General features: G+C 69.5%; 15 protein-coding genes and 3 tRNA genes. 6 read left to right on the top strand and 12 right to left on the bottom strand.

Going from position 1 to position 14,916, the window contains the following annotated elements:
* Positions 1-35 precede the first annotated feature (35 nt).
* The 11 genes from CEP17_RS11440 to tilS form a co-directional block, all read right to left on the bottom strand.
* Positions 36-737: a DUF2520 domain-containing protein gene (locus CEP17_RS11440; protein WP_039412878.1), complete on the bottom strand. Its 702-nt coding sequence runs from the start codon at positions 735-737 to the stop codon at positions 36-38.
* Entirely contained in the window at positions 734-2,341 is a 1,608-nt protein-coding gene (locus CEP17_RS11435; protein WP_112932327.1) for a PH domain-containing protein, read from the bottom strand. Before CEP17_RS11435 ends, CEP17_RS11440 begins: the two co-directional genes overlap by 4 nt.
* A complete protein-coding gene (locus CEP17_RS11430) occupies positions 2,338-2,985 on the bottom strand; it encodes a PH domain-containing protein (protein WP_112932326.1) in 648 nt (215 codons plus the stop codon). Before CEP17_RS11430 ends, CEP17_RS11435 begins: the two co-directional genes overlap by 4 nt.
* Positions 2,930-3,424, bottom strand: coding sequence for a DUF3180 domain-containing protein (locus CEP17_RS11425; RefSeq protein ID WP_036318985.1), 495 nt, complete (start codon positions 3,422-3,424; stop codon positions 2,930-2,932). Before CEP17_RS11425 ends, CEP17_RS11430 begins: the two co-directional genes overlap by 56 nt.
* Positions 3,421-4,014 (bottom strand): 2-amino-4-hydroxy-6-hydroxymethyldihydropteridine diphosphokinase, encoded by a 594-nt coding sequence (gene folK, locus CEP17_RS11420; protein WP_112932325.1) that lies wholly within the window; start codon positions 4,012-4,014, stop codon positions 3,421-3,423. Before folK ends, CEP17_RS11425 begins: the two co-directional genes overlap by 4 nt.
* The gene (gene folB / locus CEP17_RS11415; protein WP_112932324.1) at positions 4,011-4,385 is read right to left on the bottom strand and encodes a dihydroneopterin aldolase; all 375 of its coding nucleotides are present in this window, start codon (positions 4,383-4,385) and stop codon (positions 4,011-4,013) included. Before folB ends, folK begins: the two co-directional genes overlap by 4 nt.
* Positions 4,382-5,206 (bottom strand): dihydropteroate synthase, encoded by an 825-nt coding sequence (folP, locus tag CEP17_RS11410; protein ID WP_112932323.1) that lies wholly within the window; start codon positions 5,204-5,206, stop codon positions 4,382-4,384. Before folP ends, folB begins: the two co-directional genes overlap by 4 nt.
* The gene (gene folE / locus CEP17_RS11405) at positions 5,203-5,793 is read right to left on the bottom strand and encodes a GTP cyclohydrolase I (RefSeq protein ID WP_061682796.1); all 591 of its coding nucleotides are present in this window, start codon (positions 5,791-5,793) and stop codon (positions 5,203-5,205) included. The genes folP and folE overlap by 4 nt, the downstream gene beginning before the upstream one ends.
* 9 nt (positions 5,794-5,802) lie before the next feature.
* On the bottom strand, positions 5,803-7,812 hold the full coding sequence (gene ftsH / locus CEP17_RS11400) for an ATP-dependent zinc metalloprotease FtsH (RefSeq protein WP_112932322.1): 2,010 nt from the start codon (positions 7,810-7,812) through the stop codon (positions 5,803-5,805).
* Positions 7,813-7,936: 124 nt separating this feature from the next.
* A complete protein-coding gene (hpt, locus tag CEP17_RS11395; protein WP_112932321.1) occupies positions 7,937-8,488 on the bottom strand; it encodes a hypoxanthine phosphoribosyltransferase in 552 nt (183 codons plus the stop codon).
* Between the two features lie 32 nt (positions 8,489-8,520).
* Positions 8,521-9,519, bottom strand: coding sequence for a tRNA lysidine(34) synthetase TilS (gene tilS / locus CEP17_RS11390; RefSeq protein WP_112932320.1), 999 nt, complete (start codon positions 9,517-9,519; stop codon positions 8,521-8,523).
* 172 nt (positions 9,520-9,691) lie between these two features.
* Between tilS and CEP17_RS11385 the strand changes: the two genes are divergently transcribed.
* Positions 9,692-10,225, top strand: a complete 534-nt coding sequence (locus tag CEP17_RS11385) for an inorganic diphosphatase (RefSeq protein ID WP_036285974.1) — start codon at positions 9,692-9,694, stop codon at positions 10,223-10,225.
* A gap of 65 nt (positions 10,226-10,290) precedes the next feature.
* Here CEP17_RS11385 and CEP17_RS11380 read toward each other — a convergent pair whose 3' ends face one another.
* On the bottom strand, positions 10,291-11,691 hold the full coding sequence (locus CEP17_RS11380) for a M23 family metallopeptidase (RefSeq protein WP_204359828.1): 1,401 nt from the start codon (positions 11,689-11,691) through the stop codon (positions 10,291-10,293).
* A 271-nt stretch (positions 11,692-11,962) separates the two neighbouring features.
* Here CEP17_RS11380 and CEP17_RS11375 point away from each other — a divergent pair.
* From CEP17_RS11375 to CEP17_RS11355, 5 genes are all read left to right on the top strand, one after another.
* Positions 11,963-12,035, top strand: a tRNA-Glu gene (locus CEP17_RS11375).
* 27 nt (positions 12,036-12,062) lie between these two features.
* A tRNA-Asp gene (locus CEP17_RS11370) sits at positions 12,063-12,136 on the top strand.
* An 81-nt stretch (positions 12,137-12,217) separates the two neighbouring features.
* Positions 12,218-12,290: transfer RNA gene (locus CEP17_RS11365), tRNA-Phe, on the top strand.
* Between the two features lie 280 nt (positions 12,291-12,570).
* Entirely contained in the window at positions 12,571-13,284 is a 714-nt protein-coding gene (locus CEP17_RS11360) for a hypothetical protein (RefSeq protein WP_112932318.1), read from the top strand.
* Positions 13,281-14,012: a glycosyltransferase family 2 protein gene (locus CEP17_RS11355; RefSeq protein ID WP_162722445.1), complete on the top strand. Its 732-nt coding sequence runs from the start codon at positions 13,281-13,283 to the stop codon at positions 14,010-14,012. The genes CEP17_RS11360 and CEP17_RS11355 overlap by 4 nt, the downstream gene beginning before the upstream one ends.
* Positions 14,013-14,916 lie beyond the last annotated feature (904 nt).

Genomic DNA, 14,916 nt, shown 5'->3' with positions numbered 1-14,916 from the left:
CCCGCGCGCCTTCCTGCGCACCGCGACCCGCGCGGTCAGCCGCCGAGGACGTCGTCGATCAGCGGCGACCCGTCCTGCAGCGCCCGGTCGACGGCGGAATGCACGAGCGCCGACAGGTAGCGTCCGGGTTCCTCGATGCCGGCCGAGCGCAGCAGCGACGTCGATTGGCGGACGACGGATGCCGAGAACGCCGTCGCTGTCGCGATGGCCTCGCCGTAGGCGGCGCGGTCGGCTTCGGCGACGACGACGGGCTCGCAGCCCAGCTCGACGGCGAGCGCCTGCGCGATCGGCAGCACCGCGGCCGGCGCCGTCACCGCCGCGAACGCGTCCTGCAGCTGGCGCAGATCCATCGAGCTGCCGGTGAAGGTGACCGCCGGGTGCACCGCGAGCGGAATCGCCCCGCGGCGTGCCGCAGGAGCGAGCACATCGGTCCCCCAGGCGGGATCGGTGTGCAGGACGAGTTGCCCGATCTGCCAGCGATCGAGTTCGGCCAGACCGGCGACCAGGCTCGGCAGCTCGTCGTGCGGAACGGCGATCACCACGAGCTCGCTGCGACGCACGATCTCGTCGGCGTCGAGCACGGGGACCCCGGGCAGAATCGCTTCGACGCGGTCGCGGTCGGAGCCGGCCGTGATACCGACGAGGGCGTGTCCGGCGCCGGCCAGGGCCGCCCCGATGACGGGCCCGACGCGTCCGGCGCCGATGATCCCCACTCCCAGTCTGCTCGCGCCGCTCATGCGCGTCCTTCCTCTTGGTCGGTGGTCGCGATCGTGATCGGCGCCGGCGACGCCGGGGGCGCGGCATCCCACCGGTGCGAACGGTCGCTCGCGGCGGCCGTGATCACCGCCGTCGCCGCCCGCTGCCACACCGCGATGGCGTCGTCGCGGTCGAGCGCCCCGACCGCGCCCGGCACCTGCCCGGCGACGGTGTGCCCGGTGAGTGTCGCCGCCTTCTGCGAACGCCCGAGCGGCCCCTGCGACAACGCCACCGACTGCAGGCGCGCGAGCGGCAGGATCACCAGCGAGCGCCAGATGAGACCGTGGCGAAGCAGAATCGCGTCCTCGGTGAGCAGCACCCCGTTGCGCCGCCACGACAGCGGGCGCAACCACCACGCGCGCCGCGGCGTCGTCACATACGGGTCGCTCGCGTCGTGCGGGCCGAGCAGACCGTGCACGACCAGCTCCTGCCACTGCGCGGCCGAGATCCCAGGAAGGAACAGGCGCATCACCCGCTCGACGTCGTCGCGAGTGCCGACCGGCAGCACATCCGCGAACTGCTGCGACTGCGCGTCGCTGGCCGAACGCCCCGAGAGTCGGTTGACCCGAATCGACCACCAGCCGCACCCGCGCCAGAGCAGCGGCTGGCGGATCTCGAACGCGTGCACGCGGCCCGGCGGCAGCGTCTCGGTGATGGTCGTGAACAGTCCGAAGGTGATGCGCACCCCCGAGGGCGTGGGGGCGATCGAGTAGCGCAGGGCGCGGGTGATGGTGCGAAACCAATAGGCCGCGAAACCCAGCACGGCCGGCACCAGGGTGAACAGCACCCAGGGCGTGCCCACGACGGCGCCGACGATGATGGCGGCGGCCAGCACCAGCAGCCACAGCGTCGACCCCGACAGCAGCCGTGAGCCGATGAGCCTCCCCGGCGGGATGTGCACGACGGATGCCGGTTCGGCCACGGGCTGTTCGGCGCCGTCGATCAGCCCGGTGAGCGCCGCGCTGACGGTGGCGACGGCGGCCCGCCCGCGGGGCATGGATCCCGCGGCATCCGAGGCTCGCGCGAGCTGGCGGCCGGAGGCGAGGCGAAGGATGTCGGCGCGCACGGCCTCGGCGTTGGTGGTCGAGAGGTATTCGAGCTTGACGTTGCTGTCGAGTCCCGCGCCGACGACCTCGAGCTTGGCCGCGCCCAGGAGCCGCGCGACCATCGGGCGGGTCAGGTTGACGCCCTGCACCCGATCGAGCGGCGCACGCCGATGGGTGCGGAAGAAGATGCCGCTGCGCACCTCCACGTCGTCGCCGGTGATGCGGAACGTGTGGAAACGCCACGACAGCCAGAAGCCGCCCAGCAGGAGCAGCAGCACGGCCAGCACCGCCAGCAGCGCGAGCAGGATGAGGTTGTTGCTGACGACGTAGTCGACGGGGTCGGCCTCGTAGCGTTCCAGGTCGGCGACGGCGGGGAAGAGCCAGCCGATGATGCGGTCGCGCAGGTTCGTGATGACGATGCCGAGCACGACCACGAGGAACAGCCCGCCGCGCAGCACGGGGGTGAGGGGGTGCAGTCGATGCCACTCGCCGTCGCTGAGCGGCGAGCGCACGTCGGCGACGGCGGCGGGATCGGTCACAGGCCGGTCCGCCGTGTCTCTGCCACCGCGATCAGGGTGTCGCGCAGCAACTCGGCGGCGGACTGCCGAAGACCCGGGATCACGACGCCCGTGGTCGCCGCGGCGGTCACGAGCTTGAGCTGAGCGATGCCGAACACGCGGTCGAGCGGCCCGTGGGTGATGTCGACGAGCTGCATGCGCCCGTAGGGGACGGCGACCATGCGCTGCCAGAGGATGCCGCGGCGGAACACGAGGTCGTCCTCGCGCAGCTGGTAGCCGTAGGCGCGGGCCTGGCGCGGGAGGATCACGAGCGTCCAGACCGTCACGACGGTGACGACGCCCGCCGGAATCCACACCCAGCCGAGCCGCAGCAGGAGCGCACCGACGAGCGCCGCGGCGATGACGAGCGCGAGGAAGGCGATCGTCGAGATCAGCCGCACCCAGACGTAGTTGCGCGAGAGCTGATGCCAGGTGCCGTCGCCGAGCGGCAGCCGCTTCGTGCTGCGCGGCTCGAGGATGCGGTCGTAGGTGCCCTCGTCGAGCAGGCCTTCACCCCCGGTCGTCGATCGAGCGACGGGAGTCGAGACGCCGTCCGCCAGCGAAACGACGTCAGTCGTGGTGGGAGAGTCCGAGTCCGGGTTCGGGAGGTCCGGGGTGTTCGTCATCGTCGTCCTTCCGGATGGTGCAGAGGTGCTCGGCGACGAGTCCCGCCGCGACCAGCACGAGGCCGCCGACGATCGCGGCGATCACCGGTCCTGTCGAGCCTAACGAGGGCGCGACGGGTCGGGTGAGCAGGAAGGCCAGAAGTCCCGCCGCGACACCGGCGACACCGGCACCGACGAGCGTCGACGCCTTGGCCAGCATCGCGATGCGGACGGCGCGGAAGGGATCGACCGGGGCGGTCTGGGCGCCGGCGGTCGCTCGCCGGATCGGCAACGCGAACAGCACGAGCGCGATGCCGAGCAGGACGAGCAGGATGGGCAGCAGGAACGACGGGGTGAAAGTGGGGCGTCCCGTCACCGTCAGCACCTGGTCGACGGCGAAACCCAGGAACACGCCGATCGCGACGGCGGCGACGATCGCGCCCGCGGTGGTGCGCTTCACGCCGCGCCCCCCTCCGGTGCCGAGGTGCCGTCTGCATCCGCCTCCGCTTCGGCCTCCCGCAGCGCTGCGAGCAGCTCGCGCACGCGCCCGACGCCGGGCAGCACGGCCTCGGGGTCGACCTGCAGCCACGGCTCGAGCACGAACGTGCGCTCTCCCGCGCGCGGGTGCGGGAGGGTGAGCGTCGGGTCGGCGGAGCGCACGTCGCCGAAGGCGATGAGGTCGAGATCGAGGGTGCGGCTCTGCCAGCGGAGGTCGTCGACGCGGCGCGGCGGTCGCCCGTGCGCCTCCTCGATCGCGTGGAGGTACCCGAGCAGCACCGAGGGGGCGAGGCGGGTCGTCACGAGCGCGACCGCGTTGAGGTAGGCGGGGGCCTCTTCATCGGGACCGTCCAGCGTCAGAGCCACCGTCTCGATGGGCGCCGAGGCGACCACACGCGTCGTCAGCGGCAGACGCGCGAGCTCTTCGAGGGCCGCCGTCATGGTGGACTGCCGGTCGCCCAGGTTGGCGCCGATCGCGATCACCGCGACCGTCTCGGCGGAGCTCGGGGTAGGCATGTTCTCGGAGAAGCCCTGCGCGAGGCGGCGGTTCATGCGGGCGCTCCTTCACGGGCGCGACGGATCGTCACGCTCACGTCGTCGAACGGCACCGCGATGGGCGCCTGCGGTTTGTGGATCGTGACCTCGACGGCATCCACCCGCGGATACGCGAGAGCGCGATCGGCGATGCGCTGCGCGACGGTCTCGAGGAGGTCGGCCGGGTCGCCGGCGAGCACCGCGGCGACCTGGTCAGCGAACTCGCCGTAGTGCACGGTGTCGGCCACGTCGTCGCTGCGGGCGGCGTCGGCGAGCGAGAGCTCCAGCACGACGTCGGCGATGAAGACCTGGCCCTCGCGACGCTCGTGCTCATAGACCCCGTGGTAGCCCGTGGCCCGGATGCCGGTGAGAGTGATCCGGTCGCTCATGCGCCTCCTCCGTCGTTCTCACCGCTCCACCGCGCCCACACCGTCAGCGCGTCGCGGGTGGCTGCGGCGTCGTGCACGCGCACCGCCCACACGCCGGTCTGGGCCGCGAGCACGCTCGTGACAGCGGTCGCGAGGTCGCGTCGCGGGGTCGAGACCTCTGCGCCGTCGGCAGGCGCCAGCGCCTCCGCGAGGAAGCGCTTGCGGCTGGTGCCGACGAGCACCCGCGGCCCGATCGCGACGATGCGCTCGAGGGCGCGCAGCGCCTCCCAGTTCTGCGGGCCGCGCTTGCCGAAGCCGATTCCCGGATCGAGGATGACCCGCTCGGGGGAGATCCCCGCGGCCGCGGCGGCCTCGACGCGTCCCTCGAGCTCGGCGACGAGGTCGCGGGCGAGGTCGGCGTAGGCGGCATGGGCGTACATGTCGGCGGAGTGGCCGCGCCAGTGCTGCAGAACGACGTCGACGTCGGATGCCGCGACCACCCCGAGCATGTCGGCATCTGCCAGCCCGCCCGAGACGTCGTTGACGATGCGCGCGCCGGCATCGATCGCCGCCTGCGCGGTGCTCGCGTTCATCGTGTCGATGCTGACGAGAGCGCCCTCCGCCGCGAGCGCCGCCACCACGGGCAGCACGCGCGCCTGCTCCTCGGCCGGGGCCACCCGCTCGGCGCCCGGCCGCGTCGACTCTCCGCCGACGTCGAGGATGTGGGCGCCGTCGATGCGCAGCGCCACGCCGTGTGCGATGGCGGCGTCGGCCGCGAGGAAGCGCCCGCCGTCGCTGAACGAGTCGGGGGTGACGTTGACGATGCCCATGATCGCGGTCATGCGGGCGTTCCCGTCACGAGCATCATGATCTCGGCGCGTGCAGACGGCTCGGCCAGCTCGCCGCGCGCGGCGATGGTGATCGTCGCGGCATCCGGCTGGCGTCCTCCGCGCATCGTGACGCACTCGTGATGCGCGGCGAGCACCACCAGCACGCCGCGCGCATCGAGGGCCGCGGCGATGGTGTCGGCGATCTGCTCCCCCAGCCGTTCCTGCACCTGCGGGCGGGCCGCGAGCACGTCGACGACCTTGGGCAGCGCTCCCAGACCCACCACCTGCTCACCCGGCAGGTACGCGATGTGCGCACGTCCCGCGAACGGCAGCAGGTGATGCTCGCAGACCGAACGGAAGCGGATGTCGCGCAGCAGCACCGCACCGGAGGGCAACGTGTCGGGCGCCGGCCCGCGCGAGACGCTGATGGTGTGGGCCAGCGGCTCGGCGGCATCCTGCCCCACCCCGGAGAAGAAGTCGGCGTAGGCGTCGGCGACCCGCTGCGGGGTCGCCTTCAGCCCCGGGCGGTCGGGGTCCTCCCCGATCGCGACGAGGATGTCGCGCACGGCGGCGGCGACGCGGTCTCGATCGACGGCCACGTCACGAGCCTAGGCGGTGGCGGGGCGCGCCTGCCCGCTCGGACGCCGCTGCGCCGCGGCCTGCGCCGCGGGCTGCTCCTCCGCGACGGATGCCGCAGCCAGCCCGGCCTCGTCCTGACGACGGGGCACGTCCACCGGCGGCAGCATCGAGACGGGGCGGTCGTCGCTGGAGAGCCACTGCGGGCGCGGCGGCAGCTTCTTGACGTCGCGGAAGATCTCGGCGAGCTCGAGGTGGTCGAGCGTCTCCTTCTCCAGGAGGGCGAGGGCGAGCTTGTCGAGGATGTCGCGGTTGGCGTTGATCACCTCGTAGGCCTCGTTGTGGGCCTGCTCGATGAGATCGCGCACCTGCTTGTCGACGCGCTCGGCGATGCGCTCGGAGAAGTCGCGGCCGTGACCCATGTCGCGCCCCATGAAGACCTCGCCGGACGACGAGCCGAGCTTGACGGGTCCGACATCGGTGGTCATGCCGTACTCGGTGACCATCTTGCGGGCGATGCCGGTGGCCTTCTCGATGTCGTTGCTCGCACCGGTGGTCGGGTCGTGGAAGACGATCTCCTCCGCGACACGGCCGCCCATGGCGTAGGTGAGCTGGTCCTGCAGCTCGTTGCGGGTGACCGAGTACTTGTCCTCCAGCGGCAGCACCATCGTGTAGCCGAGGGCCTTGCCGCGCGGGAGGATGGTGACCTTCGTGACGGGGTCGGTGTTGTTCATCGCCGCCGCCGCGAGGGCGTGACCACCCTCGTGGTACGCGGTGATGAGCTTCTCCTTGTCCTTCATGATGCGCGTGCGACGCTGCGGACCGGCGATGACGCGGTCGATGGCCTCGTCGAGTGCGCGCATGTCGATGAGCTGCGCGTTGGAGCGCGCCGTGAGCAGCGCGGCCTCGTTCAGCACGTTCGCGAGGTCGGCACCGGTGAAGCCGGGCGTCTTGCGCGCGATGACGGCGAGGTCGACCGAGGGCGAGAGCGGCTTGCCGCGTCCGTGCACCTCGAGGATGCGCTGGCGGCCCTTGAGGTCGGGGGCGTCGACGCCAATCTGGCGGTCGAAGCGGCCCGGGCGCAGCAGCGCCGGGTCGAGGATGTCGGGACGGTTCGTGGCGGCGATGACCAGCACCGAGGCCTTCGGGTCGAAGCCGTCCATCTCGACGAGCATCTGGTTGAGCGTCTGCTCGCGCTCGTCGTGACCGCCGCCCATGCCGGCACCGCGGTGGCGGCCGACAGCGTCGATCTCGTCGATGAAGATGATCGCCGGCGCGTTCTCCTTGGCCTGGTTGAACAGATCGCGCACGCGGCTCGCGCCGACGCCCACGAACATCTCGACGAAGTCGGAGCCGGAGATGGAGTAGAACGGCACGCCGGCCTCGCCGGCGACGGCGCGCGCGAGCAGGGTCTTACCGGTTCCGGGAGGGCCGTACAGCAGCACGCCCTTCGGGATGCGGGCGCCGACCGCCTGGAACTTCGCGGGGTCCTTCAGGAAGTCCTTGATCTCCTGCATCTCCTCGATGGCCTCGTCGGCACCGGCGACATCGGCGAAGGTGACCGTCGGGGTCTCCTTCGTCACGAGTTTCGCGCGCGACTTGCCGAACTGCATGACCTTGCTGTTGCCGCCCTGGGCCGCGGAGAAGAAGAACCAGAAGAGCAGACCCAGCAACAGGATGGGGATGAGGAGCGAGAGCAGGCTCTCGAAGAAGGTGGTGCGCGGGACGACGTCGTTGTAGCCGTCCTTCGGGGTCGCGGCATCCACGGCCGAGACGACCTCGTTGGCGCGCGCGCCGACGTAGTAGAACTGCACCTGCGTGGCGCCCTGGAACGGGGCGGACAGGGTCATGTCGACGCGCTGGTCGCCGTCGGTGTTCGTCACCTGGGTGACGGTGCCGCCCTTCAGGAGCGTCAGGCCCTCCTGCGTCGTGATCTGCTTCGCGCCCGTGAGCGTCGAGATCAGCGACATGCCGATCAGCAACAGGGCGCCGATGAGCAACACGTAGACGAACGGGTTGCGGCTGAGCTTCTTGAAGTCCATGATCCGCTCAGGCTACCGCGCGGCGACTATGGGGCGTCTGTGCATTCGCCACAGGCGAACCGGGAGCGGCCGCGCACCCCCGGTCGTTGAGCGAGCGCAGCGAGTCGAAACGCCCGCGCCGCGTTCAGCTGTAGACGTGCGGCGCGAGCACCGCGACGTCACGGAGGTTGCGGAAGCGCTCGTCGTAGTCGAGGCCGTAGCCGACAACGAAGTCGGTGGGGATGTCGAAGCCGACGTAGCGGCAGTCGATCTCGACCTTGGCCGCCTCGGGCTTGCGCAGCAGCGCGAGGATCTCGATCGAGGCGGCGCCGCGCGACGCGAAGTTCTCCAGCAGCCAGCTGAGGGTCAGGCCCGAGTCGATGATGTCCTCGACGATCAGCACGTGCTTGCCGGTGAGGTCGGTGTCGAGGTCCTTGCGGATCTGCACGACACCGCTGGACTTCGTGCCGGCGCCGTAGGACGACACGGCCATCCAGTCGATGACGACGTCGCGGCGAAGCTTCCGCGAGAAGTCGGCCATCACCATGACGGCGCCCTTCAGCACACCGATCAGCAGCAGGTCCTTGCCCTCGTAATCGGCCTCGACGCGCGCGGCGAGCTCACCGAGCTTGTCGTGGATCTGCTCCTCGGTGACGAGGACGGTGGACAGCTGGTCAGCGATGTCGGCTGCGCGCATTCCTCGATTTTAGGCACGGATGCCGCGGCACCTCAGTCGGCCGCCGTGAAGACCAGACGGGTGCCGCTGCGCTGGGCGCGGCATCCGGGCAGGTCGATCGGGCCCTGGCCGCGCCAGTCGGTGACGAGCCGGGCGACCTCGAGGGTCTGCGCGCGGGTGAGGCTCGCGCCGAACTCGCTCGCGACGACGTGGCGGATGATGCGGTGGCGCAGCGCCGGCGGGTTGGCCGCGAGCGCCGGCACCGACACGGCGATGCCGGCTTCGGCGTGCTCGACGATGTCTTCGATCGTCTCGTCGATCATCTCGGCGAAGGCCGCGGCATCCTCGCGCAGCTGATCGCTCGTGCGGGCGAGCGCCTCGGCGACGCCCGGGCCGAGCTCCGCTTCGAGCACCGGCATGACGTCCTGTCGTACCCGCACGCGGAGGAACCGGCGGTCGAGGTTGTGCGGGTCCTCCCACGGTGGCAGGCCTGCGGCGGTGCACGCGGCGCGGGTGGTGGTGCGGCGCACGTCGAGCAGGGGGCGGAGGATGCGGATGCCGTCTTCGACCCGGTCGGGCGACATGCCTCCGAGGCTCGCGGCTCCAGAGCCGCGAGCGAGGCCGATCAGCACGGTCTCGGCCTGGTCGTCGAGGGTGTGGGCGAGCAGGATGGCTTCGGCCCCGGCATCCTTCGCGGCGCCGAGCAGGGCGGCGCGGCGGGCATCGCGGGCGGCGGCTTCGGGCCCACCCTCCGTGCCGACCTCGACACGGATCACCCGAGCGGCCAGCCCCCGCTCTTCGGCGACGGCGGCCGCGCGGGCGGCGACGCGGTCGGATCCGGGCTGCAGTCCGTGGTCGATGATCGCCGCGGATGCCGCGACCCCGGCTTTCGGCGCCTCGAACGCGACCGCGTCGGCGAGCGCGAGCGAGTCCGCGCCGCCGGACAGCCCCACCAGCACGGGGCCGGTGACCGTGGCGAGGGCCGCGCGCACCGCCCGGCGGATCTCGGCGACGGCGGGGTCGAGGCTGGGGCGGTGGTCCACGGCATCCACGCTAGCGACTGGCCGCGTGCACAACTCCGCCTCAATGGGGGTAGCGGCGCCCCAGAGGGCAGATCCGGGCCTCTGAGGCGGAGTTGTGCACGCGACGACGGCGGAACGGCCACCGGGCCTGCCGACTAGGCTGGATGCCGGCATCCACCAGACCCTCCGAAGGAGAACCAGCATGGGCGCATACGACGCCGTCATCGAGATTCCGCGCGGCAGCCGCGTGAAGTACGAGGTCGACCACGGCACCGGCCGCGTATTCCTGGACCGCGTGCTGTTCACGCCGATGGGCTACCCCGCGAACTACGGCTTCTTCGAGGACACCCTCGGCGAGGACGGCGACCCGCTCGACGTGCTGCTGCTGCTCGATCGCGACCTGTACCCGGGTGTGATGGCCAAGGTGCGCCCGGTCGCCGTGCTGAAGATGCTCGACGAGGCCGGCGGCGACGACAAGGTCGTCGCGGTGCTCGCGAAGGACCCGCGCTGGGCGCACATCCAGGACGTCGACGACCTCGACGAGTGGACCAAGGGCGAGATCGGCCACTTCTTCGAGCACTACAAGGACCTCGAGCCCGGCAAGTGGGTCAAGGTCGACCAGTGGGCCGGCGCCGAAGAGGCCGAGCGTCTGGTCGCCGAGGCGTTCCAGCGCTTCCAGGACGAGGGTGCGCAGACCGCCACCCAGGGTGAGGGCCACGCCCCCAAGACCATCTGAGACCTGGTCTCACACGCGAAGAGCGGATGCCGGTCGGCATCCGCTCTTCTGCGTTGCAGCACTCGTCAGTAGACGTTGATGCCGTGGTCGTAGAGCACGGGTGCCGGGTCGATGCGCACGCCCTGCCAGTACACCTCGAAGTGCAGGTGGCAGCCGGTGGAGGCGCCGGTGTTGCCGACGTGGGCGATGAGGTCGCCCGCGTTGACCCACTGACCGACATCGACGTTGTAGCCGCCGTTGACGATGTGGGCGTAGCCGGTGACGACGCCGCCGCCGTGGTCGACCTTGACGTAGTTGCCCCAGTCGCCGGTGTACTGGGCCCACACGACGCGGCCCGAGGCTGCGGCGTAGATGGGCGACCAGCAGGAGGTGGCGAAGTCGATGCCGCGGTGACCGCCGCTGGTGCACACGCCGTTACCGCAGACCGAGCCGCGGTTGCCGAACCACGAGCTGATGTAGCCGGATGCCGGGCGCACCCAACCATCGGTGCCGGGCGTTCCGCCACCGCCGCCGCCTCCTCCTCCGCCGCCACCGCCACCGCCACCGTTTCCGGCATTGGCGGCGGCCTCTTCGGCGGCCTTACGGGCGGCCTCGGCGGCCGCGGCCTGCCGGGCTTCTTCGGCCTTGCGCGCGGCCTCGACGCCGGCCTGGTAGTCGGCGACCGTCTTGGCGGTCTGGTCCTGGAGCGCGGCGAGCTGCGCCTGGAGGGTGCCGAGGTTCTTGTCCTGCTCGGCGAGGGCGGCCTGGGCGGCGGCGGCGGCATCCTGCGCGGCCTGCATCTTCTGCTGGGCTTCCTTCTGCAGGCGGTCGCGCTCGTCGCGGGCGAGCTTGGCCTTGTCGCTGAGGCTCTGGGCGTTGTTGCGGGCGCTGACGGCGTCGGCGTAGACACCGCGGTTGGCCTCGACGAGACGGTCCATCGTGCCGAGCTTGGCGAGCAGGTCGTCGGCGCTGGCGGCGGAGCCGGAGAAGAAGAGCTCCATGGACGGGTCACTGCCGCCGGCGCGGTACTGCTGAGCGGCGAGGCGGCCGAGCTTCTTGGCCGACGCGGTCGCGCGCGCCGACTCGTCATCGGCCTGCTTCTGCAGGGCGTCCGCATTGTCGGACGCGGTCTCGAAGTCGATCTGCGCCTGCACGTATTCGTTGGCGAGGCGCTCGGCGTCTGCCTGCTTCGCGGCGACGTCGGCCTGCAGGGCGGCGATGAGGCCCTGGATGCGGGTGACTTCGTTGGCCTTGGCCGCTTCGTTGTTCTTGGCATTCTGCACGTCGTCCCACGAGGGGTAGTCGGCAGCGAACGCGGACGGGCTGAACCGCAGTCCGAAGGCGCTGACGGCGCCCAGGCTCAGCACGCCCAGGCCGGCCAGTCCCAGAGCGGATCGGCGGCTCATCGGGCCGCGCAGGCCCGCGATCTCTGTGGCGGTCGGCGCGCAGCCGCAGTCTTCCGCCGAAGCGGCCTTCTCGGTCTTCACCTCGAACCTCCGTCTTTCACGCGCGTCGACCCCCGCCATCCCGCGATGGCAACACACGTCACACTAACAACATTCGCCACATTCGCCCAGGGGTTTCTGGTGATGAAACCGCTGGGAGACCGGGGCAATTCGGAGGCTCGCACGTGCCGCACCCGCGGCCATCCTCCCCCGCGGAGAGCGCGCGGCACGGCATCCCACGCCCTCGATTTCCGATTTGCTGGATGATCTCTTATGCTTGAGCGTCGGTAAGAATGAGCCTCCGGGTTCGCTCGGCCCCATCGTTTAGCGGCCTAGGACGCCGCCCTTTCACGGCGGTAGCACGGGTTCGAATCCCGTTGGGGTCACTCTCCGACACACAACTGAATACGTATGGCCCTGTAGCGCAGTTGGTTAGCGTGCCGCCCTGTCACGGCGGAGGTCGCGGGTTCAAGTCCCGTCAGGGTCGCTCCGAGCGACGGGCCCTTTTCTTTCGAGATCGAGGGCCCTTCGTGTAGGACGCGGCAGATTCTTCAAGCGGATGCCGCGCGGCTCTGTAGCTCAGTTGGTAGAGCGCACGACTGAAAATCGTGAGGTCACGGGATCGACGCCCGTCGGAGCCACACGAACCGTCGTTACAACGGTTCCAGAAACCCTCGCCTAGCTTCTACATGGCGGGGGTTTTGCTTTGACCTGGTGAGGCCCGGTCTTGCTGCTTCGGCTTCAGCCTCCGATCCCCCGGTCGTTGAGCGAGCGAAGCGAGTCGAAGCGGCCCGGACGGATGCCGACTCGCCGGCTTCATCCGCCGCTTCGGCCGGACTGGGGCGGGTCCCCAACTGAATCCTGTCGTTCACTCCCGCCGGCGAGCGCTTCCAAAAACGCGGCGACGATATCCTGACGCCCATGAAGCACAAGGAGAAGCCGGCACGCCTCCCTGCCCACGTGGCGGAGCTTCTCGTCCAGGAGTACGTCTCGCTGAGAGCTGAGTCGCTCTCGGCCAAGCAGAACCAGCAGACGATTCTTCAGTGGACTCTCGCGACCGTCGGAATAGTCATCGCCGCTTGTGTTGCAGCTGCTACTGGGCTTCACGACATGGATAGCATCACCCGACTCGGCCTGAGCGTTGCGATCGCTTTACTGACGGGCGCGCTGACGCCCGTGCTCGTCTCATGCGCATTCGGAATCTGGCTGGGCGAACTCAATCGAATGGAGCGAGCCGGTCACTTTCTACGTCTCCGCGAGGAAGTCTGGAGTGCCGGCCAAGCGAAGACAGCAGACCCGGAGAGCCCAGAGAGCGGCGGGATTCTGCTCTGGGAAAGCCTCCTTGCCAACCATCCGCACAGCGAACGATTCGCCAAGAACCGAATCGGAGGGATGGCGAGTGTCGCATTGTTCGTAATGCTCGCTGCATCCGCACTCTTGTCGGGCATGGTCCTCGCGCTCGGCAAGGGCGGGCTTGCGGAGCAACAATCTCTTGGCACCCCGCCGTGGTTGGTTTGGACCGTCGCGTTGGTTTGGGTGGTTGCGTTCGCGGTGACCAATGTCCTGATATTCGGAAAGCCGCTCAAGAAGCTGGGCCGAGCAAGCAGGTCGCTTGAGAAGGACGCGGAGAGTTGAATCCGACACCCGCCGCGACGATCGTCATGCCGTTCTTGAATGAGGAGGCAGCGCTGAAGCACTTGCTCTCAACCACGCCGGCCGATTTTGCGCTCGTGCTCGTTGATAACGGATCATCTGACGCTTCGCGACGCCTCGTGCTCGACAGCAGCGCGGTCCTCCTGGATCACGACCGCTTCCGCGAGGTTGGCGCGTGCATTGAGCTTGGCGTTGCTAGGGCGCAGACTGACGTCGTCTGTGTCATGGACTGCGATGCGACAGTCGACATGTCCGACACGCGACAGTTGCTCAGGCCGGTCCTGACGAACGAGGCAGATTTCGTCGTTGGCACTCGGGCCTCGCATTCAGCGGGATGGACTCTCGCGCATCGCGCTTCCAGCCGAGTTCGCGACTCGCTTACTCGGCGCGTTGTGCCCGACTGGCCGTTCGTGGATCTTGGGTCTGCCCGAGCCTTTCGTCGCTCAGCAATCGACTGGAGCCGCGCGTTCAACACTCGGTTCGGCTGGAATCTGGATTTCACCGTCCAGGCACTCGAGTCGCTGTCGCCGGATCGAATCGCCTCCGTCGAGCTTCCGTTTCATCGCCGCTTGGGGCCGTCTCACATCTCGGGGTCCATCGCAGGCGCTCTGACAGCAATGGTGGACCAGTCTCGAGTCCTCCGCCTCGCGCAGCAACGGACCAAGGTGGCACGACATGAATCGCACAACAAGTCGATAGCCCTCGTCTGAGAGAAGCAATCTTGAGGCTCCTCCACCGCCGCTTCGCCGACAAAGCAATCGAGGCCGCTTCTGGTCACGAGTCAGGCCCACCTTGTACAATCCTCCCGCCGGGAAGTGCAGCAGGTAAGCCAGGTGCGGCTCCCACCAGGACCATTGGACTTGGCCGTCCCACGGGGCTTCAGCGAGCTGACTTCGCACGGAGCGGAGATCGATCACTCGTTGGGTGAATACTTCCTCCCGCGTCCCTCGCTCTCCAACTGGCATTAGCTGCCGCCACTACTTGTCGCGTTCCCGAGCCCTGTTCCAGGGGACCTGTTCGGGCTACTTCCAACGCTCGACGCTCAGTTGCTCCGCGCCGGGGAATCACCGACACTAGTTCCAGTCGACAGCGCCACCTCCTCCCTCTCCTTCTTCGTCGACGTCAAAGATGGCATGAGAGAGGATCTCCCTGTTGCGGATGACGAGGCCGCAGCCGCACGGGATCAACTGCGGACAGAACATGCCATTATCGGCAAGACCGCCGAGTACTCTCGTACTGAACTCTCGTCCGCCGACTGGGTGGATGCTTGGGTCACCGGACCGAGTAGAGTCCGCTTGGAATGGGCCGATGGGATCCAATCTCGCAGTTCCTGGCGCGGGTATTGCTCAACTATGACGACCACTCGAAGTCGTCCCCGAGTTCGCTCGTCTCCGGCATCCACGCCCTCCGGGTCCGTTCCTGGGATGAAGCGAGTGCGACGCTCGACTGGTACGGCTCCGATGAAAAGCACAGCATCAGGGTCATCCGCTTGCCCCAACAACGCTGAGCTTTGAGGACTTTCTCTACTCTTTCAAGGCCGACCTCCGGCCGGCGGCGCCGCCTGCGGTGCGTCCGGTCCTCGCTCCGCTGCGGTCCGGGCGCTCCTCGGCGGCC

It is taken from the genome of Microbacterium sp. PM5 (assembly GCF_003293595.1).
GTDB lineage: Bacteria > Actinomycetota > Actinomycetes > Actinomycetales > Microbacteriaceae > Microbacterium.
The sequence above is the reverse complement of the archived record's forward strand: the minus strand, read 5'-3'. Positions and strand labels throughout refer to the sequence as shown.